Below are 18,113 nucleotides of genomic sequence, written 5' to 3' on the forward strand. Positions count from 1 at the left end.
GGATGATATCTCAGAAATTGCGGTGCGCACCATCTAACACAAGTGAATTCGAGGACCGCTTAGAGTCAATCGCGACGTTTTAGCCCGGTTTAAGTGTGATCCGGCTTCCCGTGGCACCCGACATATCCTCGGCCGTGGGATACGGCAGCAATGGGCCAAAACTCGACTCATGCGCGGCGCTTGCAGGGCCGCTAGTGCATCATCTCGCCAAAATAGGACTGCTATTCGGGTAACCCCGCTCTCCGGAGCCCCTCGATCAGCAGCTTCGCGTTCGATTGCCCGCCCCGGGCTATCCACCCTGATATGTTAAAGGCGGCGTCGAGCTCAAGCAGACGTGCCGCCGCTTCGCGTGACTCCGCATCCCGTCCGAGATGGGCGTATGCGGACGCGAGGCAGCGGTAAGTTGATGAATAGAAGGCGTTCTGACGTTCGGCCTTCTTTCCTGCTTCGACGGCCTCCTCAAAGCGACCAAGCTCAATTAAGGCCATCCCTATCCCGGCCATCACCGCGTGCAGCACCGGATCTAATGGGCTCATGCGGACGGCATGTTCAAAGCTGCGTATCGCTTCCTCGGGTAACCCCGCAATTCTGTAGACGTGACCCCTGCAGACCAAGGCTTGAAATGCATTCGGGTTAAGAGCGACCGCACGGTTCGCCATTTCGATCTCGGTTTGCCCAGCGCCGATCATGATTGCCGAGATAAAGCTGGCGGATGCTAGCGTGTCTGCATCACTGTCGTCGATGCTCAATGCGAGGCGAGCAAGTCGAAGTGCCTCTCGGCGCTCGAATTTAGGATCGACAGCAAAGCCGAAGACGACATTGAGCGCGTGACAGTTACCCGCCAGGCCGGCAGCCAGACCGAGCTGAGGGTCGAGCTCCAAGGCGCGATGAGCCAGCCTTGTCGCCTCGGCAAAGCTTTCGCGGGTCATCGAACGGAACTCGCCCACGGCCCGGAGGTAAAGATCATAGGCGGTGAGATTCTCCGGTCGCCGCCGCGTCGCCATTGCGATCTCCGTTTGGAGCAGCTTCGGCTGAATGGCGGAGACAACCGCTAGCGTGATTTCATCTTGGAGAACGAAGATGTCTGTCAGGTCACGTTCGTATCTGTCCGCCCAGATATGAGCCCCTGTGGCTGCATCGATCAATTGTCCTGCGATGCGAACTTTTCCTGCGGCCTTGCGCACAGACCCTTCAAGCACATAGCGCACACCGAGCCTGCGCCCGACTTCTTTGATGTCTACAGCTCTGCCCTTGAAGATGAAACTTGAATTTCGGGCGATAACGAACAGGGACTTGAACCGCGAAAGCGCCGTGATGATCTCCTCCACTATTCCGTCGGCAAAATACTCCTGCTCGGCATCACCGCTCATGTTCTCGAACGGCAGCACAGCAATCGAGGGCTTGTCGGGTAGTGGAAGGGGGGCTTCCGTGAATTCAATATCGCGGCTCAAGATCGCCGCCGCGCCGGAACGCTGGTTCACCTCGCGGACCGTGCCGATGAAACGAAAACCCTTGCGCGGTAACGTCTTGATCAGGCGCTGTGCCGCACCGGAATCGCCGATCGCGCTTCGCGCGGCATTCAGGCGGGTCGTCAACGCCGCGTCAGATACGCTGCGACAATTCCAAATGGCGTTGACGAGGTCGTCCTTGCTTACAACCCGCTCCCTGTTGCGGATCAGGTAATCGAGCAGGTCAAAAACCTGCGGTGTGATCGACACGGCATCAGTGCCCCGCTGCAGCTCGCGCCGATCGGTGTCGAATGCGTATTCCTCGAAAAGATAGCGCAAGCTGCCATTCCTTCTCAGGGCGCCTCTGTATTAACGCATGAAGAATAAGCCGCCGGTAAGAGAAATGTAAGCCGCCAGTTAAGCGCGCCGACACCTCTTGCGGCAACTTCCGTCATAGTGAGCAGTCCAGACAGGACACCCTCAATGAGCACGATCCACGGGACCACCGAGCTGGGACCGGCAACAGCAAGGCGGCAGGTCTACAGTCCTCTCGAAGCATATTGGAATGCATTTCAGGAGTGGCGCAGACGCCGGAGATTACTGGCCAACTTGTGCGATTTAAGTGACAGGGAGCTTATCGATATCGGTATTACGCGCGGCGAGATCGACTACGTCGCCTCGCAGCGAGATTGCGATCCGCGAGGCATCCGGTGAATGAATGCGATATCTGGTATCGATGGAAGATCGAACTAGTCACAACCAGAAGCCGTGATGGCGCAGATGCTGCCTTCCGATATGGCTCAGACTGAGAAGAGCTCAGGCTGTGCAAATCTGATCCGATATGCTCCGCTGAGCAGACGCCAGCAGGCCGTGCCACCACTTCGCATTCGGGCCACTCGCGACCTCGTAGAAGGGTCCGCTTAGGTTGAGCGAACAGGCGAGCAAAAACATTTGCCGGGGACGCGAACCAATTCACATCCGACGAGGTGGCCCGGCGGCAGTATGAAAGCGGCATATTATTAGAACCAAGACCGGGGCGAATGATTGCCAACCCTCCTGCTACGGAGTGCTCAATGAGTGGCGAACGGTGGCCGTACTTTGCCGGCCTTGCATCGATCATGTTGGCGATATCCTTCGCGTATTTGCTTGAAGGAAAGTGCCAAAGAGACCTTGCATTTCAGCGCTCCTTTCCATCCGCTCTGTCCGAGCTAATTGTAGGAAGCGAGCCTATTAGGTGTTGGTTCAATAATTGACTTATGTGGAGGCCGACTTCTGCTCTGGGTTAGTCTCGTCGCTCGGGCCGGCTCTCGGCCATGTCTCGTCTAACCTCTTCAGCTGGCCCACGGCATTCCTTCGCCGGCTTCCTTCGGGCCAGAACCTGACACTGACGAGGCAAGGAAGGTGCGAAGAAGCGGCTTGGGATCGAAAGCGGCTTTCAGCGAGAATTGTCGTGAATTTCCGCTACGGGTCAGGGGCTGCCCTCGGCAGCCACCACGGCGTTCCGGTCAGCCCTCGGAAGCAGACCGCGGCAGCCACGCGCCACACGCAGATGCAATGACTTTGGATGGCCGCGAGGTTAGGCTATGACCTAATCAGCGAGATGTCCTTCAGGGGGCACTAAATGGCCATGTTGTATTTCGAGGAGGCGGAGGTTGGCAAACTGCGTACGGCTGGTCCTTACCACGTCACAAAGAACGAGATTATCGAATTTGCCCGAAAATTCGATCCGCTGCCTATTCATATCAACGAGGAGATCGCCGCACGCTCCGTCTTTTCCGGACTGATCGCTTCGAGTGCACACACGTTTGCGATACTTATTTCCTTGTTGAGCAGAACACAGCCGTATTCGCTTCGGATTGTTGCCGGGCTTGGCTGGGATGAACTCAGGCTCCCCGCTCCGGTGCGCCCGGGAGATGATCTCGATCTCGAAGTGGCAATTTTGGAGAAGCGTGAGTCAAAATCCCATTTCGACAGAGGCGTTGTCCGTAACCAGCTACATCTCCGGAACCAAAAGCACGAAACGGTTCTTCAATGCGTCAACACGGTTCTCGTGGCGCGACGACCGCCTGCGAATTCCTGAGACACGGGAGGCCGCGAGTTCCAGTGGCCGGCCGATGTCGGCTTCGGGTCAAAGGCTGCCTTCGGCGTGACCACGATGGCTTTCCGCTCAGCGCTCGGAAGCAGACGCTGCGCGGCCGAGAGCGGTAGTCAACCACGGGCCAACAAATGACATGCGAAGGCCGCGCTAATCTAGCTTCGCAACGGCGTATAATCATACTTGCCGCGGCCGAACCGCGTCGTGAGCTAGCGGGCAAAAAGGATTGCCAGCACAAAGAGCATCCCTAGAAGTATAAGCCCAGCGGAGATGGCACCACTTTTGGGAGACGTTGAGGTTTGTGCAGCGCTCGGAGTGGACGTTTGGCTCGCAGGTTCGCGAGCATTCTCAAAATATTCTCGCTTGAGTTGCGTGAACTTTGGAGGATAACCCGTCCCACCGTGCGCAAAATAAGCTTCTTCAAAGTAGCGATCACAATGTTCCATGAGGCTACTCGTGTTGCCGCCGGCACTTACCCACGAGGATGCCCACGACATCATATGTGTGGGAATTAAGTGGTCCTGTGATTTTGTGATCAGGATGAGAACGGTATTCCAGTCGTTCTCAGTCTGCCAGAAGGCCTTCGCTATGGCGTCCCGATCGTCCATTTCCATCCCCCCGGCGGATAGTCAAATCTCTTACACGTCCGGCGAGAAATCAATCGCCGCCATCATCGCAGTTCGCGGCACTCAACCCGGTGCTCGCACAAGTAGCGGTTCTCTCTGAGCACCCGTTGATTTTTCCAAGGACATTGATCTGTCGCAACTAACTTTCGCGATCCCGATACAGCGTCCTGGCAGGAGGCAACGATGCAGCCTTGGATGTTGCATGTGCTGGCGTAGGCCATAGCGGCCTTGGGCTTGGCGGCCATCCTTTCCATGAGCTTCTAAGCTCGCCTCAGGTGTGGAGAGTGCGCCGCTGCCTCCATAATTCCGACCTACCCGCTGTCGACGAGCTTCTTGCTCTCGGCAATCGCGCGAGCCGCCTCGTTCGAGGAGGTCATCTTGCATCACGACACTGCCTCACGACTTCAGGATGACCTCGACCGAAGCGGATACCGTCAGAACCGCTGCGGCATGAGTTCTCACCTCGACGAACATCTGGCCCATCTCTGCGCCAACATCGCTTTTAGCGCGGATGGCCTCGGCGAGTGCCCTTAGCGCCGCATCCCGTGCAGCATCAAGATCCGGCAATTCCTCACCAATATCGTCGAGGGTGAGTCCAGCGTCATCCCGAAAGTCGAAGTAATATCGAGGCATTTCCTCGGAACCCCGGAACTAGCGAAGCGTTCCTGGGCCTAATCGTCACCGCCCTGTCCACTCCCTTTGGGTTCGGCACCGATGTCCGCAGCGGGTCACAAGCACGCGACGCGCCATCTTCAGCGCGCTTCCGGTTTGCTCCCCACAGCCGAAGTCGCGCGCCGGCCCTTGCCCCGCGCGCGATGCGGATCGAATTCATCGACTGCGTTCTGCCAGGCGACAATCTGGTCCTCGTACCAGACTCGGCGGTTGGGGCTGATGTAAGTGGATTTCGGAAACCGGCCCGCCTTCTCCATGCGGTAAAGCGTGGTGCGGCTTACGGGGATGATCTCCAACACCTGCTGCTCGTTGAGCATGCGACGGGGGGCGCACTTCGAGGCCCCGGCAACGTTCATCTCGGTGGGCGCTGGCTTTGCTGCGGTCATTACGAACCTCCTCAAAGCCCGGTCCGCTACTCAGTCTTCGTTCTCTTCCTCGTTCCGCATCAATTGGCGAAAACGACTGATATCGAACTCGTCAGATCGCAAGCCGAGCGGTCTGACCCTCCGACGGTAGTTCCGGGCTATAGCGCGTCCGATCACCTCAGGAGGATCTTCGGGGCCGGCCTGCTGCTCTCGCGTACCCAAGCTGATCAATGGCTTCGCAGCGAGGTCGGACGGGCTGATGGGATAGCTCATCACCTGGTCGGCGATGGCCGCCATGAATGCAGACCGGGCACGCTCGTCGCCCCACCAAGTCGCGCCGAAATCGCGCATGGTCTCATGCGCCAAGAACAGGATCGCGTAGATCAAATCGAGCGTGTGGCCATCGCCCTGGATGTCGAATGACATCTCGAGGCGCTGTCGGATTTCCTCTGCGATCGACCGTTGGCTGAGAGCGCTGGAGCTATCGAGCTTTGCGCGGAGATCGTCACCGAGGGTGATTTTGAACTGCTGCTGCTTCAACGTGGTAGCCCTTGATATGATCAGATCTAGCCCTACAATAGTTGACACAAAGGGTCAACTGAACCAGACTGGATATGACGAATTCGGAAACCACGACGGCTTGGCGCGTCCTCGATCAGCGCTGGGACGGTCGCTCGACATTCACCGTCGAAGAGGCGGGATGCGAAATCCTGGGCCTGTCGAAGTGCAGTGCCTACGCCGCCGCGAACTCTGGCGAGTTGCCTGCCATCAGGGTGGGCCGCCGTTGGATCGTTCCGCGGCACGCCCTGGAACGAATGCTGAGCGGCTGACGAAGCGGGGGGTGAAAAGTGATCGGGCGCTAACGGGAGAGCGCATGTGAATTCTATTGAGCAGATCGCTTCAGCCTGCGGCGATGCCAAGCGGACGGCTCGCGGTTTCATGTGTCGCTGCCCTGCCCATGAGGAGAGGACTGGCAGTCTCTCGCTCGGATACGGCCGCGACGGGATCGTCCTGGTCCATTGCTTCGGCGGCTGCAGCCAGAAGTCAGTTATTGATGCGCTCAAGCGCCTCGGCGTGTGGCCGGGGCCGCACGTCGTCGCGCCCCGCAATGTGTCGAGAACGCCGGTGTCGAAAGATGCCAGCGTTTGCAGCTCTGCTTCGTGGGCAGCTGGGATTTGGAACGCCTCGACTTGCGCAAGGGGCTCGCTGGTTGAGACCTATCTGCGGCGGCGTGGGCTCACGGTGTCAATCCCCTCGGCCATTCGGTTTCACCCTGGTCTGCGGCACCCGGAAGGGTCGAGCTGGCCGGCGATGGTTGCTTTGGTGTCCAACGCACTCGGCGGGGCTCCGACTGCTATTCACCGCACGTTCCTCTCGCCCGATGGCACCTCCAAGGCTCCCCTCGAGTCGACCAAGATGATGTTGGGCCCGTGCCGCGGCGGGGTTGTGCGCCTTGGTGGTTTGGGCAACGTCTTGTTGGTTGGCGAAGGGATTGAGACCTGCCTCTCAGCGCTGCAGGCGACGGGACACCGGACGTGGGCGGCGCTTTCGACCTCAGGCCTGCGCACGCTCGCTCTGCCTGCTGACGAGCGGGACATTGTTATTCTTGCAGACGCCGATCGGGCAGGAGAGGCGGCGGCAAACGACGCGGCGTACCGCTGGGTGCTCGAAGGGCGTCGCGTCCGGATTGCTAGGCCGCCGCCGGGGCTGGATTTTAACGACCTGCTCGCCGATCGTGCGCACAGTTTGATGGAGCTGGCGACGTGACTTCTGCAAGCGAAATCGCCACGCTGATCGGATCCGCCGAAGAGATCTGCATTGCCTCCGGGACCAAGGGTGCAAAGCCGCGCCTTTTGGTCGAGAACTGTAGCCCTGATCTGACCGTCACCGCAATTCGCGATGCGATCGCCGCTGCCGGCGGTCTGTTCGAACGTGGCGTTCCTGTTCGTCTCGCGTTCGACCAGGCTCAGCGCGGGGCGGTCGCCCAGGTCATGACGCCGGAGGCGTTGGTTCTGAAGGCGCACACGATTTCCCGGCCGTACATGAAAAAAGAACGGCGGGACGGCACGATTGTGGAAATTGATGCTCGTCTGCCGCGTTCTCTGGCCGTCATGTATCTCGATTGGCGGGGTGAATGGCGGCTGCCGCCCCTGAACGGGATTGCTTCGGCGCCGCTGTTGCGGGAGCACGGTGAGATCAACAGCACGGAGGGATATGACGCCACCACAGGCATGTGGTGCGAGAACGTGCCAAACATCCATCTCTCCGTCCCCCTGAAACCCAGTCGGGATGATGCAGCGGCTGCGTTGCAGTACGTCCGCGAGACGTTCAAGACGTTCTGCTTTGCCGATGCCGAAACAATCGAGACGGCGCCCGGTGGTGTCGTGACGGTCGACATCTCCAAGCCGCCGGGACGAGACGAATCTGCCTTCCTGGCAGCCTTGCTCACCGCAATCTGTCGTCCCAGCCTGCATCTCGCTCCCGGTGTGCTCTTCCGCGCGGCGCCCGTGTCGGGCGCGGGTGCCGGCAAGGGTCTGCTTGCCCGTTGCATCTGCCTCATTGCCTTTGGGCGGGAGCCGCATGCCGTCACGGCCGGAGCAAACGCAGAAGAGCTCGAGAAGCGGATCTCGGCGGAGCTGATGGAAGGCAGCCCGGCCTTGTTCCTCGACAACCTCAACAACATGGCCTTCAAATCCGATCTGCTTGCGAGCGTCATCACGGAGAGGCCGGCCCGCGTGCGACTGCTTGGTAAGTCGCAGATGGTGCCGCTGAACGCATCCGCATTCGTCATCCTGACCGGTAACGGGCTGACCGTTTCTGAGGATTTGGCTCGCCGGTTCGTGACGGTCGAGTTCGACGCGCGCACCGAGGATCCGGAGCTGCGGCCCTTCTCAACGGACATCCGGCTTGAGGTGACGCAGCGGCGCACGGAGCTGCTGGCAGCGGCGCTTACGATCTGGCGCTGGGGTCGGACGGCGGGCGGCATCGAGCCGGGCTTGCCGATTGGGAGTTTCGCACAATGGGGCCGGTGGGTGCGCGATCCGCTGCTCGCTTTGGGCTGCCAGGATCCCGTCACCCGGATTGGTGAAGCAAAGCAGCGGGACGGACGCCGTCAGGTCCTGGCGGATGTGTTCGCGATCTGGTGGGACAAGCATCAGCATCATCCCGTGACTGTCCGCCAGCTGCATGACGAGGTTCGCCAGGCTTTGGATCCGCAAGGGCGCGGCCGCCAGTACCTCGCATCACAAGTCGAGAAGTTGTCGGGCACGCGCATGGCCGGCTTTGTCCTTACCCGGCAGGCAGCCGTCGGCAAGTGGGGCTCGGCTACGTATGCGCTCACGAAAACGGACAGCGCGGAAAACCATAGGGACCATAGGGGGCATAGGGACGCCCAGCTGCCGCGTGAGTTCGAGGTGGGCGCCGATACCGCCTATGCCCCCTATGGTCCCTATGCTTCTGGCGCCAACGCGACTTTGTTGGATTGCAATGCCGAAGTCTCGGAGTGTGCGCCGAACTCGGATGCAGTCGCTGATCGCCAGTCTGAGCCGGCAAGCTCGCATGGGTGGAGTGCGCGGTTATGAGCGCGGCGGAAGCTCTCAAGGCGGCCGTTGCCGCAGGCATTCGCCTAGTCCTCGACGGGGAGGATCTCTTGCTGACCGCAGCCGAGGCACCTCCGGATGAGGTGCTCAGCGCGCTTTCCCGCCACAAGCCTGAGATCGTCACGCTGCTGCGGTCGACCGATGACCGTTGGTCGGAGGTGGATTGGCTGGCCTTCTTCGACGAGCGGGCGGGCATCGCCGAGTTTGATGGTGGAATGGAGCGTCAGGATGCTGAGGCGCGCGCTCTTGAATGTTGCGTCGTCGAATGGCTAAACTGCAATCCGGTCTGCTCTCCGCCCGGACGGTGTCTGCACTGCGGCGGCGGCGAAGCCGTACTTGATGAACTGGTGCCATTCGGTACGGAGCCGAGTGGTCACGTCTGGTTGCATTCACGGTGCTGGGTAGCGTGGCATGGCAACCGGAAAGCTATGGCCGCCGCTGTTCTCTCGGCCATTCTGAGGGGCGGATGATGCGATAGCGGGAGCGACATCGATGCAAACAGGCATTATGAAGGACTCCGGGATTTGTTCGCGGGCTTCGTCGTGGCAATCAAGCTGGATCAGCTCCGCGTCGACGCCTTGGCCCTGGAGGCCTTCCCGGACGACTACTCGGACAGCACGTGGAGCAACTGGCGCCGCTGCCACCTCGATTGATTCAGCCTGCTGCTCTCGACCGTGCATCTGATCCGGCCCGCCACCTTGCAAAGGCTGACGTGGATCGCGATCAATTATGATCTCAAATTCGTGGGCGAGCGGCTGCTCGACGTATTCGGCGCGGCTTCGGCCCAGTCGGTTCCCCGGGAGACGTTGCCACCGCTGAACTCTTGCTCAAGATGTTGATCCAGGACGTTTCCGGCCGGTCCGAGGGTAGATCCATCGCACAGGACGATCGCACCCTGGTGAAGCGTTGGCTGCGCGAGACCGATCCGCTTCATAGCGCTCGAGATCAGGAATGCGGCTACGGGCCGTACCTGGGCGGGTACACCGCTTCGTAACTGCCTGGGAGATCGGCTTGAAGAGGGGCATTGCAGTAACCAGGACTGGGTGTCTCGCCGGTGAAGACGCAGCGTGCGCGCGCCACGGCGTGACCACGCATAACCACTGACAGGTGATGCATGCCGGAAGTTCAAGTGTCTGCTGGTAATCAGCATGTTCTGCTCCAAATGCCAGATGAGCCCGACTGCCACTTCGTTGCAGCGTGGCTGATAAAGGCAGCTGAGGCTCAGGCCTTCTGGTCTGAAATACTGGATAGACCGAACGGTGCGCATCGGCTGGGACTGCTTCATGCGGATGGCATTCCCAACCTCGCTGCCGCTGCCCTGGAACTCCTTGGCGAGCTTGAGCACCACCTTCACGTGGTTTCTCTCGATCTTTATCCTGACGAAAGCGGTATTTTTTACCGGGAGTTCGCGCTGCTCGTGCAGCTCGGCTTCTTCGCTCGCGAAGATCAAGGCTATCGGATTGCCTTGCCGGAACAGGTTGTCTTCGGGGCAGTTCTAACGGCTGCCCTGGAGGTAGCATCCGTCATGGGCGATATGGAAGAGGGCCTTGACCTGCTCCAGCCCGAGGTCGGGCTGACCACGCTATCCGGTGAGGAGGCCGAGACGTTGCGGGTCAGGCTTTTGGCGACGCGGCAGTTCAGCGCCGAAGGCCGGAGGTCGGGGCGCCTGCAGTGATTCAGCATTCCTGTAGTTTCAATGCAGATCTTGGCGTAAGATCAGCTGACTGTGAATTGCGATAGTGGCGGGATGCATGGGACGCCCAATCGGAAGTGTGAACAAGGAAAAGCCGTTCAACGACGCACTCCGGATTGCGTTGCGGAGTCGTCCCCTGGCGCTGCGCAGGGTGGCGGACCAGTTGCTGGACAAGGCGGAGCAGGGCAACCTCGCCTATATCCGGGAGCTCGTTGACAGGCTGGATGGCAAGGCTGTGCAGGTCGTCGATCGCCAGGACGTTCCCATTCATGAGCTCAGTGATGTCGAACTGTATCGCATCGCTGCCGGTGGCGGACTGAACCCGGACACGATGCTGCTGCTGCCGCCGGCAAAGGTTAGGCCGGACGATCCGAGCTGAGGCGGTTCTCGTCTGAGAAGTGCAGGCGACTGAGCAGCCTGATCACCTGAGTAGCCTGCCACTTGCCACCCTTCGGCGTCGTCACGCCTCGATCATTCAGGATTACTGAGATCCGCTTGGCGGGAAGATCCCGGAGCGGCTCAATAATTGACCGGAAATGCTCGGCATTCAGGTCTGCTTCCGCCTTGCGGGCTTGTCCGATTGAAGAATTGCCGAGCACCTGGCCGCGGGCCTTGGCGGCTGCCAGCGCCTCCCGAGTGCGCTGAGCGATCCTCTCGCGCTCTTTCTCGGCCACAGCAGCGTGGATGTGCAGCATGAACGGGTCCACGTCAGGCCCCAGTTCGGTGACGATGAAGGGGATACGCTGCACCATCAGGCCGCTGATGAAATGCACGTCGCGGCTCAACCGGTCCAGTTTTGCAATGACGATCGGGGCTGCACCTGACTTGCCACCGCGTCCAATCTTGCGAGCGTGCTTCATAGCTGCAGCGAGTTCGGGACGACGCTCCAACGCATCAGCGCCCTTGCCAGTCTCCACCTCGCGGTATTCAGCCTCGATGCTGTAGCCGTGCTGTCCGCAGAAGGATCGAATGGCGGATTGCTGTGCTTCGAGGCCCAAGCCACTACGACCTTGCTTCGGCTTCGACACACGAATGTAGGAAACGGCGGAGCGCATAGAATATTCATCCTCCCTGAATTTACAGACAGTCGAGCGTCTATCTGTAAACACAGAGAATCTAGCGAGCGATGTCGTATTCCGAATCCCCTACATTAGACTAATCGGAATTTTACGTGACGCTTAGTACGCGCACGAAAGCGCACGTTCATCATGCGTCGCCAAGTGATGAGACCGGGCTATATTTCCTGGCGGAGGGGGTGGGGAGGGAAAACTTGGTCTCCAAGCATGCTTACTTGCGGCTCGGTCCCATCGCCTCCACTTGCCGTAGCTTCATCGGGAGCCTCTCGCGAGATTATCGTTGTCCGAGCGTTCCACGTGAAATATCGCGCAACCGGTGCTTCCTCTGCGCCGTAGATACCGTTCGGCTCTCAATGCAATCGTTCTGGTCAGAGCGGCAGTCGTTCATTCTCAGGCAAGCGATGGTGTCGAAGAATATTCCTCGCTAAGCATCTCGGGTTTCGAGGTTGCCAAGTCCAGTCCGAGCGAACCAAGCCGGGGCGGGGCGGAATAACGCCCTTGGCCGTTGCTTCCATCGAGCCCGGTTGCCTTAGCGTCTGCTATTGACGGCAGACCAGACACTCGGCTGATTCACGTCCACAGCCGTTGTGACCCTTAGCGGACATCTAGGCGACGACCGCGATCACCGCCAGAAGCTGTGCAGGGTCCTTGCTGTGCGGCCCGAGAGCCGAACTCCTTTTGATTGCAACTTTTTCCCTATTGCAATGTTGGTGAGCTTGAGATGCCGCGGCGGCTCGCGGCTCCCAGCCCATCATTCTCTGGAGGAGGCATTGACATGAAGTGGGTTTACATCGCCGGCTTTCTGGCAGGGGCCATCGCTTTGAGCCCTGCTTCGGCGATGCCCGTCGCTAAGCCGGACGCCCTGGGTGCGACCCAAACTGGCACTATCGAGATCAAGGGCGGTCACGGACGCGGCGGTGGCCACGGATGGGGTCATCGCGGAGGTCGTGGTCATCATTACGGCTGGGGTCGAGGCCGCGGCCATCACTATGGCTGGCTGCACCGTCACCGCTGGTAAGACGGAGGCTTATGGTTGCAAAACTATCATTTGTTAACCATGAGCCGCCAAGTTGAGGCATGGACTCATCTCGCGATTCGAAGAAATCAGGCTCCGTGTGGACGCGCGAGGATTCGAGACTATTGACCCTGCTCGCGAGAAAAAGGGCCACTGCAGCCCGGGTCGCAAAGGTACTGGGGCGACGAGTTGGGGCAGTGCGTAGGCAAGCTCGCGCTCAAGGCATCCTTATCTACAAAAGTTAGGTTGGGCTGACCGCCCAGCGCGCCCATGCCCGAAGGGGGGCCCACGTCGCTTCGAGGGCTTATCAAAATGGCGACCAATGAGGAAATGCTGACAATCAGCGCTCTGTGTGGCGAGCTAGCAAAGATATTTTCGGGAGAAATCAGTGCCCGGAATCTGCCGCTTCTAAAAACAGAGCTGCTTGTCCGGCTCCGCGATCTCGCCCGGTCCTGGCCCGAACGCGATTTGCGGAACCCGCGTACTTGACTGCGTATCGCGAGAGCCTTGAGACCCTCAAGCTGCAGAAGCCGGACACTTCCTGAGCCCTTTCCCATGCAGAGCGATATAAACTTATGCCTTGGTATCTTTTGATACTTTGCACTCGGTAGAATATTGCTACTGTTTCCCGAACAGGGATGCAGGCAGTGGAACGGTTGAAGGATTCGCTGGGCCATCTAGAAGCCCCCATCTGCCCCAACTGCAACGTCGGCATGAGATGGTTTCGATCCGAACTGGTGCAAGATGATGCACAGTCGCTGATCGCTCACCTCTTCGTTTGCCCTAATTGCAAACGGGCTCAGCGGCAAGACACCATCGTTACGCCGGTTGGCGCCCCTCCCAAAAAGCTGTTGAGCCCGCGCTTACGGGTGGTTGGATGATTCAGCCACGGTGGTTTGCGCTGCTGGCCCGTAGTTGACCCGAACGGTGATGCTCGCTGAGGGCCGTTTCTGGACCCTGAGCGGACTTTGCCGCTTCATTCAAAACTGAGCGTTCGCCGACCTCAAACGTAGGCATATTTGGCCTACGCTCATGCGAATAGCAAGTCTTGGGCCGCGATTCATTCGCCGCTTGATCGTTCCTGCGGCTGCGTCTGAGCGTGCTCGTCCTCGACGGCGCGGAGCAGGGCGGCAAGGCTAGAATATTCCACGCCATCGCGGGTGTAGCGGTTGAGGCGCTCGACATAGCGGGCCGATCCGTCGGGCCTGCCGCGCCAGCTGAACAGCAGCACGGCGCTATTGTGTTGGCGCAGAACGTGGCCGGCGCCATTACCGAAATACTTGCACATGGCGTGGCGCTTCATGGCCGCGCCTCCAGCTTCGCCCAACGCGTCCATTCCCGGATGAGCGTCCGAGAGGGGAACGTTGCTATTGTAGGCGAAGAGAGATCCGGCCAAGGTGAACAGCTTCACACTTCACGGTTTTCTGACGCTATTCGCCTAGCGCATTTCGAGTTCGCTGATTGCCTGCGCTGTCTTTGATCCCGCTTTGAGCGATTTTAATGATTGTCTTCGCCACCAATTCCGTGAGCGGATCGTCACGATCCTTAACGCAGAGTGTGCGTAAGGTTTGCTCGTAAGCCTTTGTAATGCAGGCAATCTGCTTCGGTGCCAAATCGTCGGTTTGCAAATGCAGGTAGATGGCCATGTCTCGCCCTCCAGCACGCCTGAGGTCGCACGATATCATGGAACCGGCGCTTAGCGGGAGCTGGCCGTTATTCGTTCTATACGCAAAGTGGTATGCCCTACGAGAAGCCTAATCCACTTTTTAGAAATCAGTGGGAGCTTCCATCATGCAGGATCGATCCCCCCAGCGCCGTCGCATTCTCAAGGCCGGGCAAATTGTGTTCGGCTCACCGGCCGTTGATTGCATCGTTCGCGATATCTCCGCGACGGGTGCCCGCATCCAAGCGCGGGGCCCGCTTTGGTTTCCTGACAGCTTCGTGCTCGCGATAACCTCGGATGGCACTTCGAGGCGTTGCCATATTGTTTGGCGAAAGGACGGCCAGATCGGCGTAGCTTTCGACGAGTAAGGCGCCCTTCTGCTAGAGGCCCCTTGCTTCCGAATGTGGCCGATTGGCCCATCGCCGCCGCATCACACAGCCGAGGATATGTCGGCTGTCAGGGGTAGACCGCACCTAACGTAAACCGGGCCAAAACGTCGCGACTGACCCGGAGCGGACATGGCGTGATGACCGACAGAATCGTCTCAGCGCCATGACCACATAAAAAAGACCGATAAGGTAGGAGAAATTCTGCGCATTCAACGCTTCGGGGTGCGCCCGCGAATATGGTCAAAGCCTTGCTTGATTCCGGCGAAGCGCGCTTCGACCACCGGCTCAAATTCGAGGTCGGTGAAGATATAGGGCCAGTCGTTTTCGATGCCTTCGCGGACGAGTTCGCCGACATAGAGGGGGTCGATACCTTGAGCGACGCGTTCCCGGATCTGGTCGATCCGTTCGGCAATCGGGCCCGAAGTCGGCGGGGCACGGATTGCCCCGACGAAGCGCTTGGGGAGGTTGCGGCCTGAGTTCATGATTTGAGTGCGGACGTACCCAGGACACAGCACCGATACGCCAATTCCGCGGGGCGCGAGCTCTTGCCGCAGCCCCTCGGACAGCGCGACAACGCCATACTTTGAAACGTTGTATGCAGTGCTCGCTCCTGAAATGAGGCCTGCGAGCGACGCTGTGGAGACGATATGTCCGCCCTCGCCATGCTGCTCGATCAACGGCCCGAAGATCTCGATCCCCCAAATGGTAGCCATCAAGTTGACGCCCAAGGTCCAATTCCACGACGCATCGGTCCAGGTGCCGTAGGGCCCACCGCCGGCGACGCCTGCGTTATTGACGAGAATATGGACCTTGCCGTAGCGGGCGGTCGTGGCTTCTGCCGCAGCCGCGAGTTCGGCTTTGAGTGAGACGTCTGCCTTCACGCCGTCGACATCGACGTTAGTGAGCCGCAGTTGCTCGAGCGCTGCGGACAGCGCCGCCTCTTCGATATCGCAAAGCATCACTTTCGCCCCAGCCTGGGCGAAAGCGGTCGCGATCCCCAATCCAATGCCCGACGCTGCACCGGTCACGAATGCTGTCTTTCCCGCCAGTTCCTTCACGCGCATTCTCCTCCCGGCGAGCGGACACGCTCCCCTTACAACGCTAAGTTTTAGCTGAAGCTCACCGCACTTTCAACGAATCGGAAGCATGCGGGATGTTCGTTTTTGGAACGTGGCTGATCCCAGCCCAGACCGCAGCGACGTGCGCTCCCAAGAGACGAACCGACTAAGGGCGTGCGGGCTCCCCGAGGGCAGCCGTTGACCCATACCGGAAGTCGAGACCCGCTCGGATGTGTGAATCTGGTCGTCAACTCCGGCCAACCGGTCCACGCCGGATTAGGGGATCATCCCGCTCCCGATACCTCGCGGATCGATATCTCGGTTCGAAACAACGTGATCGATCTCGCCGCGCGTAGTGCCGATGTCTATCAACTCCCTATCACTTAGGCCGGACAAGGCGGAGCGCAATTTCAGACAATCGCGCCGCTCCTGAAAGGCATCCCGGTATTTCCGAATGAGACGAGAGGTGTAACGTGTCGATGCGGACGTCCTTTCCAGCCAGGTCGTGCTGTAGGTCGTGCTCATTGCGATGTCTCCCTCGGACGGTGTTTTCCACCCGCGCAGGGTGCCAGGAGATCGGCAGGCGTGCTTGACGCGCAGCTTACATTTTCCTCACCGGCAGCTTATTCTTGCCGTTTCCACCGTGGCTAAAGCGCTGACTTGTGACCGCGACCTCTGATCTAGGGAATTTTATAGCTTGCGTTATTTCTTCGAGGACTACGCATTGGATCCCGACCGTCGCGAGCTATCTCGCGGCGCCAATGTTGTCCCCGTGGCACCGCAGGTCTTTGACCTGCTAGAGTACCTTATCCGCAACCGGGAGCGCGTCGTCAGTAAAGACGACCTCATTAGTGCCATTTGGAATCGGCGCAGCGTGTCGGATGCAGCGTTGACGACCCGCCTCAATGTCGCCCGGAGCGCGGTTGGTGACACAGGGGAGGAACAGCGCCTCATCAAGACGTTGCCGCGGAAGGGCTTCCGTTTCATCGGGCCAGTGCGAGAAGAAGGGGGTGATAGCCGGGCAGTCACTGACAACAGGGTAAAACCAGAGAAACTTACACTCGCGCTCCCCGATAAACCCTCTATTGCCGTACTGCCGTTTGAGAACATGAGCGGCGATCCCGAGCAGGACTACTTTGCAGACGGAATGGTGGAAGAGATCACTACTGCTCTTTCGCGGTTCAAATGGTTGTTCGTGATCGCGCGCAATTCGAGCTTCACATTCAAAGGCAAAGCTGTAGACCTCAAGGAGGTCGGACGCAGGCTTGGCGTGCGCTATGTCCTTCAAGGATCTGTGCGCAAGGCGGCGGGGAAAGTTCGCATCGCAGGGCAGTTGATTGACGCGATTACAGCGGCGCACATCTGGGCGGACAGGTTCGAGCGCGACCTGACGGATGTTTTCGCTCTGCAGGACGAAGTCACGGTCGCGGTTATCTCAGCCATTCAGCCAAAGTTGCTTCAAACGGAAATAGGATTGGCGGTGCGGAGGCGACCGGAGAATCTCACCGCCTATGACTTCTATCTCCGTGCTATGCAGCAGTATTACCTGACAACCCGCGAAGGTTTGGCCGAGGCGATCAGGCTGGCGCATAGAGCTTTAAAGCTAGACCCTTGGTTCGGCTTTGTCGCGGCACTCGCAGCTACCTGTCACTTGCGAAACATCCTGTGGGGCTATGCAGTCGATCCTCAGTTCGACAGGAAGGAAGCAATTCGGCTTCTTCGTTGGGCTTTGAATATTGACGATGATGATCCAGATACGCTGGCGCTGGCTGCGGCGACATCAGCCTTCATGGTCGGCGACTGCGAAAGTGAGATTGAATTGGTTGACCGGGCGGTTGCGCTCAACCCAAATTCCTTTGTGGTATGGAGTTGCAGAGGCCAAGTCTACAGAATAGCAGGACTGTACGAGGAAGCGATCCGCAGCTTTGAACGGGCCATTCGCATGAGCCCGGTAGATCCGCGGCTACACCTGCTGTTTGCTGGGATGGGGAGTGCCCTTGTTGAGCTTCGTCGATTTGATGCGGCCATCGCCGCAGGGAAGAAGGCCCTTCGTCAGAACCCCTCCGATCTGGTGGCTTACCGCTATCTAGCATCCGCTTTTGCTCATCTCGGACGTGAGGCCGAGGCCCGTCAGGCGGCGGCGAATGTGCTTGCGGTTGATCCTGCCTTTACAATCTCAGCATTCATCGCGCGGGGCGGGCAGTCAAACGCGAAGCTGTTGGTCGAAGGACTTCGCAAGGCCGGGTTGCCAGAGTAAGCTCATGATCGCCTGTGCAGACGAGGTGATCGAGCGCGAGACGCAATGTGCAATTGGCCCGGGCGGACTGAGCGCCTGAGTGCACGATGTCTGCTTCCCGAACAGCTCTAGCAAGCTGCCTAAGTCAGCCTATGACCCGAATGCGAAGTTCAGGCGG

Annotated in this window: 21 protein-coding genes; 11 read left to right on the forward strand and 10 right to left on the reverse strand. The window is 59.3% G+C overall.

What is annotated here, in order from left to right; all coding sequences use genetic code 11:
* Positions 1-221 precede the first annotated feature (221 nt).
* Positions 222-1,787: a winged helix-turn-helix domain-containing tetratricopeptide repeat protein gene (locus I6F24_RS24445; RefSeq protein ID WP_225143406.1), complete on the reverse strand. Its 1,566-nt coding sequence runs from the start codon at positions 1,785-1,787 to the stop codon at positions 222-224.
* A gap of 144 nt (positions 1,788-1,931) precedes the next feature.
* Here I6F24_RS24445 and I6F24_RS24450 point away from each other — a divergent pair, with 144 nt between their 5' ends.
* The gene (locus I6F24_RS24450; RefSeq protein WP_225143407.1) at positions 1,932-2,162 is read left to right on the forward strand and encodes a DUF1127 domain-containing protein; all 231 of its coding nucleotides are present in this window, start codon (positions 1,932-1,934) and stop codon (positions 2,160-2,162) included.
* Between the two features lie 907 nt (positions 2,163-3,069).
* Complete coding sequence (locus I6F24_RS24455; RefSeq protein ID WP_225143409.1) at positions 3,070-3,528, forward strand: MaoC/PaaZ C-terminal domain-containing protein; 459 nt, start codon at positions 3,070-3,072, stop codon at positions 3,526-3,528.
* Between the two features lie 224 nt (positions 3,529-3,752).
* Here the strand turns inward: I6F24_RS24455 and I6F24_RS24460 are convergent, their stop codons facing one another.
* The 4 genes from I6F24_RS24460 to I6F24_RS24475 form a co-directional block, all read right to left on the reverse strand.
* The gene (locus tag I6F24_RS24460) at positions 3,753-4,151 is read right to left on the reverse strand and encodes a hypothetical protein (protein ID WP_225143411.1); all 399 of its coding nucleotides are present in this window, start codon (positions 4,149-4,151) and stop codon (positions 3,753-3,755) included.
* A 414-nt stretch (positions 4,152-4,565) separates the two neighbouring features.
* On the reverse strand, positions 4,566-4,802 hold the full coding sequence (locus I6F24_RS24465; RefSeq protein WP_225143413.1) for a hypothetical protein: 237 nt from the start codon (positions 4,800-4,802) through the stop codon (positions 4,566-4,568).
* 119 nt (positions 4,803-4,921) lie between these two features.
* Positions 4,922-5,227 carry an AlpA family phage regulatory protein gene (locus tag I6F24_RS24470; protein ID WP_225143414.1) on the reverse strand — a complete coding sequence of 102 codons (306 nt, stop codon included), beginning with the start codon at positions 5,225-5,227 and terminating at the stop codon, positions 4,922-4,924.
* A gap of 30 nt (positions 5,228-5,257) precedes the next feature.
* Entirely contained in the window at positions 5,258-5,746 is a 489-nt protein-coding gene (locus I6F24_RS24475) for a hypothetical protein (RefSeq protein ID WP_225143416.1), read from the reverse strand.
* Between the two features lie 74 nt (positions 5,747-5,820).
* Between I6F24_RS24475 and I6F24_RS24480 the strand changes: the two genes are divergently transcribed.
* The 7 genes from I6F24_RS24480 to I6F24_RS24505 all read left to right on the forward strand — a co-directional run bounded on the left by I6F24_RS24480 (position 5,821) and on the right by I6F24_RS24505 (position 10,877).
* Positions 5,821-6,036, forward strand: coding sequence for a helix-turn-helix domain-containing protein (locus I6F24_RS24480; protein WP_225143417.1), 216 nt, complete (start codon positions 5,821-5,823; stop codon positions 6,034-6,036).
* Between the two features lie 46 nt (positions 6,037-6,082).
* Complete coding sequence (locus I6F24_RS24485) at positions 6,083-6,973, forward strand: toprim domain-containing protein (RefSeq protein WP_225143418.1); 891 nt, start codon at positions 6,083-6,085, stop codon at positions 6,971-6,973.
* The gene (locus I6F24_RS24490; RefSeq protein WP_225150428.1) at positions 6,970-8,787 is read left to right on the forward strand and encodes a hypothetical protein; all 1,818 of its coding nucleotides are present in this window, start codon (positions 6,970-6,972) and stop codon (positions 8,785-8,787) included. The genes I6F24_RS24485 and I6F24_RS24490 overlap by 4 nt, the downstream gene beginning before the upstream one ends.
* Positions 8,784-9,275 carry a hypothetical protein gene (locus I6F24_RS24495; RefSeq protein ID WP_225143420.1) on the forward strand — a complete coding sequence of 164 codons (492 nt, stop codon included), beginning with the start codon at positions 8,784-8,786 and terminating at the stop codon, positions 9,273-9,275. The genes I6F24_RS24490 and I6F24_RS24495 overlap by 4 nt, the downstream gene beginning before the upstream one ends.
* Before the next feature lie 54 nt (positions 9,276-9,329).
* Positions 9,330-9,458 carry a hypothetical protein gene (locus I6F24_RS37645; RefSeq protein ID WP_276573677.1) on the forward strand — a complete coding sequence of 43 codons (129 nt, stop codon included), beginning with the start codon at positions 9,330-9,332 and terminating at the stop codon, positions 9,456-9,458.
* A gap of 461 nt (positions 9,459-9,919) precedes the next feature.
* The gene (locus I6F24_RS24500; protein ID WP_225143421.1) at positions 9,920-10,480 is read left to right on the forward strand and encodes a hypothetical protein; all 561 of its coding nucleotides are present in this window, start codon (positions 9,920-9,922) and stop codon (positions 10,478-10,480) included.
* 97 nt (positions 10,481-10,577) lie between these two features.
* The gene (locus I6F24_RS24505) at positions 10,578-10,877 is read left to right on the forward strand and encodes a hypothetical protein (RefSeq protein WP_225150430.1); all 300 of its coding nucleotides are present in this window, start codon (positions 10,578-10,580) and stop codon (positions 10,875-10,877) included.
* Here I6F24_RS24505 and I6F24_RS24510 read toward each other — a convergent pair.
* The 3 genes from I6F24_RS24510 to I6F24_RS24520 form a co-directional block, all read right to left on the reverse strand.
* The gene (locus I6F24_RS24510) at positions 10,855-11,553 is read right to left on the reverse strand and encodes a recombinase family protein (RefSeq protein ID WP_225143423.1); all 699 of its coding nucleotides are present in this window, start codon (positions 11,551-11,553) and stop codon (positions 10,855-10,857) included. The two genes, I6F24_RS24505 and I6F24_RS24510, sit on opposite strands and share 23 nt — an antisense overlap.
* A 2,096-nt stretch (positions 11,554-13,649) precedes the next feature.
* Entirely contained in the window at positions 13,650-14,000 is a 351-nt protein-coding gene (locus I6F24_RS24515; RefSeq protein WP_225156502.1) for a hypothetical protein, read from the reverse strand.
* Between the two features lie 19 nt (positions 14,001-14,019).
* Entirely contained in the window at positions 14,020-14,235 is a 216-nt protein-coding gene (locus tag I6F24_RS24520) for a hypothetical protein (RefSeq protein WP_225143426.1), read from the reverse strand.
* A 145-nt stretch (positions 14,236-14,380) separates the two neighbouring features.
* On the opposite strand from I6F24_RS24520, the gene I6F24_RS24525 reads away from it, so the two are divergent.
* Positions 14,381-14,620: a PilZ domain-containing protein gene (locus tag I6F24_RS24525; protein WP_225143427.1), complete on the forward strand. Its 240-nt coding sequence runs from the start codon at positions 14,381-14,383 to the stop codon at positions 14,618-14,620.
* Positions 14,621-14,850: 230 nt separating this feature from the next.
* Here I6F24_RS24525 and I6F24_RS24530 read toward each other — a convergent pair whose 3' ends face one another.
* Positions 14,851-15,699 (reverse strand): SDR family NAD(P)-dependent oxidoreductase, encoded by an 849-nt coding sequence (locus tag I6F24_RS24530; RefSeq protein WP_225143430.1) that lies wholly within the window; start codon positions 15,697-15,699, stop codon positions 14,851-14,853.
* A gap of 276 nt (positions 15,700-15,975) precedes the next feature.
* On the reverse strand, positions 15,976-16,224 hold the full coding sequence (locus tag I6F24_RS24535) for a DUF1127 domain-containing protein (protein WP_225143432.1): 249 nt from the start codon (positions 16,222-16,224) through the stop codon (positions 15,976-15,978).
* 172 nt (positions 16,225-16,396) lie between these two features.
* Between I6F24_RS24535 and I6F24_RS24540 the strand changes: the two genes are divergently transcribed.
* Positions 16,397-17,956 (forward strand): winged helix-turn-helix domain-containing tetratricopeptide repeat protein, encoded by a 1,560-nt coding sequence (locus I6F24_RS24540; protein ID WP_225143434.1) that lies wholly within the window; start codon positions 16,397-16,399, stop codon positions 17,954-17,956.
* Positions 17,957-18,113 lie beyond the last annotated feature (157 nt).

Origin of the sequence: Bradyrhizobium sp. BRP23 (assembly GCF_020194135.1) — a bacterium.
Classification (GTDB): Bacteria; Pseudomonadota; Alphaproteobacteria; order Rhizobiales; family Xanthobacteraceae; genus Bradyrhizobium; species Bradyrhizobium yuanmingense.

Excerpts from the sequence above, each read along its gene's own strand:
- I6F24_RS24450 (WP_225143407.1), top strand. The coding sequence starts at position 1,932 with ATGAGCACGATCCACGGGACCACCGAGCTGGGACCGGCAACAGCAAGG.
- I6F24_RS24455 (WP_225143409.1), top strand. The coding sequence starts at position 3,070 with ATGGCCATGTTGTATTTCGAGGAGGCGGAGGTTGGCAAACTGCGTACG.
- I6F24_RS24460 (WP_225143411.1), bottom strand. The coding sequence starts at position 4,151 with ATGGACGATCGGGACGCCATAGCGAAGGCCTTCTGGCAGACTGAGAAC.
- I6F24_RS24465 (WP_225143413.1), bottom strand. The coding sequence starts at position 4,802 with ATGCCTCGATATTACTTCGACTTTCGGGATGACGCTGGACTCACCCTC.
- I6F24_RS24470 (WP_225143414.1), bottom strand. The coding sequence starts at position 5,227 with ATGACCGCAGCAAAGCCAGCGCCCACCGAGATGAACGTTGCCGGGGCC.
- I6F24_RS24480 (WP_225143417.1), top strand. The coding sequence starts at position 5,821 with ATGACGAATTCGGAAACCACGACGGCTTGGCGCGTCCTCGATCAGCGC.
- I6F24_RS24495 (WP_225143420.1), top strand. The coding sequence starts at position 8,784 with ATGAGCGCGGCGGAAGCTCTCAAGGCGGCCGTTGCCGCAGGCATTCGC.
- I6F24_RS24500 (WP_225143421.1), top strand. The coding sequence starts at position 9,920 with ATGCCGGAAGTTCAAGTGTCTGCTGGTAATCAGCATGTTCTGCTCCAA.
- I6F24_RS24510 (WP_225143423.1), bottom strand. The coding sequence starts at position 11,553 with ATGCGCTCCGCCGTTTCCTACATTCGTGTGTCGAAGCCGAAGCAAGGT.
- I6F24_RS24520 (WP_225143426.1), bottom strand. The coding sequence starts at position 14,235 with ATGGCCATCTACCTGCATTTGCAAACCGACGATTTGGCACCGAAGCAG.
- I6F24_RS24525 (WP_225143427.1), top strand. The coding sequence starts at position 14,381 with ATGCAGGATCGATCCCCCCAGCGCCGTCGCATTCTCAAGGCCGGGCAA.
- I6F24_RS24535 (WP_225143432.1), bottom strand. The coding sequence starts at position 16,224 with ATGAGCACGACCTACAGCACGACCTGGCTGGAAAGGACGTCCGCATCG.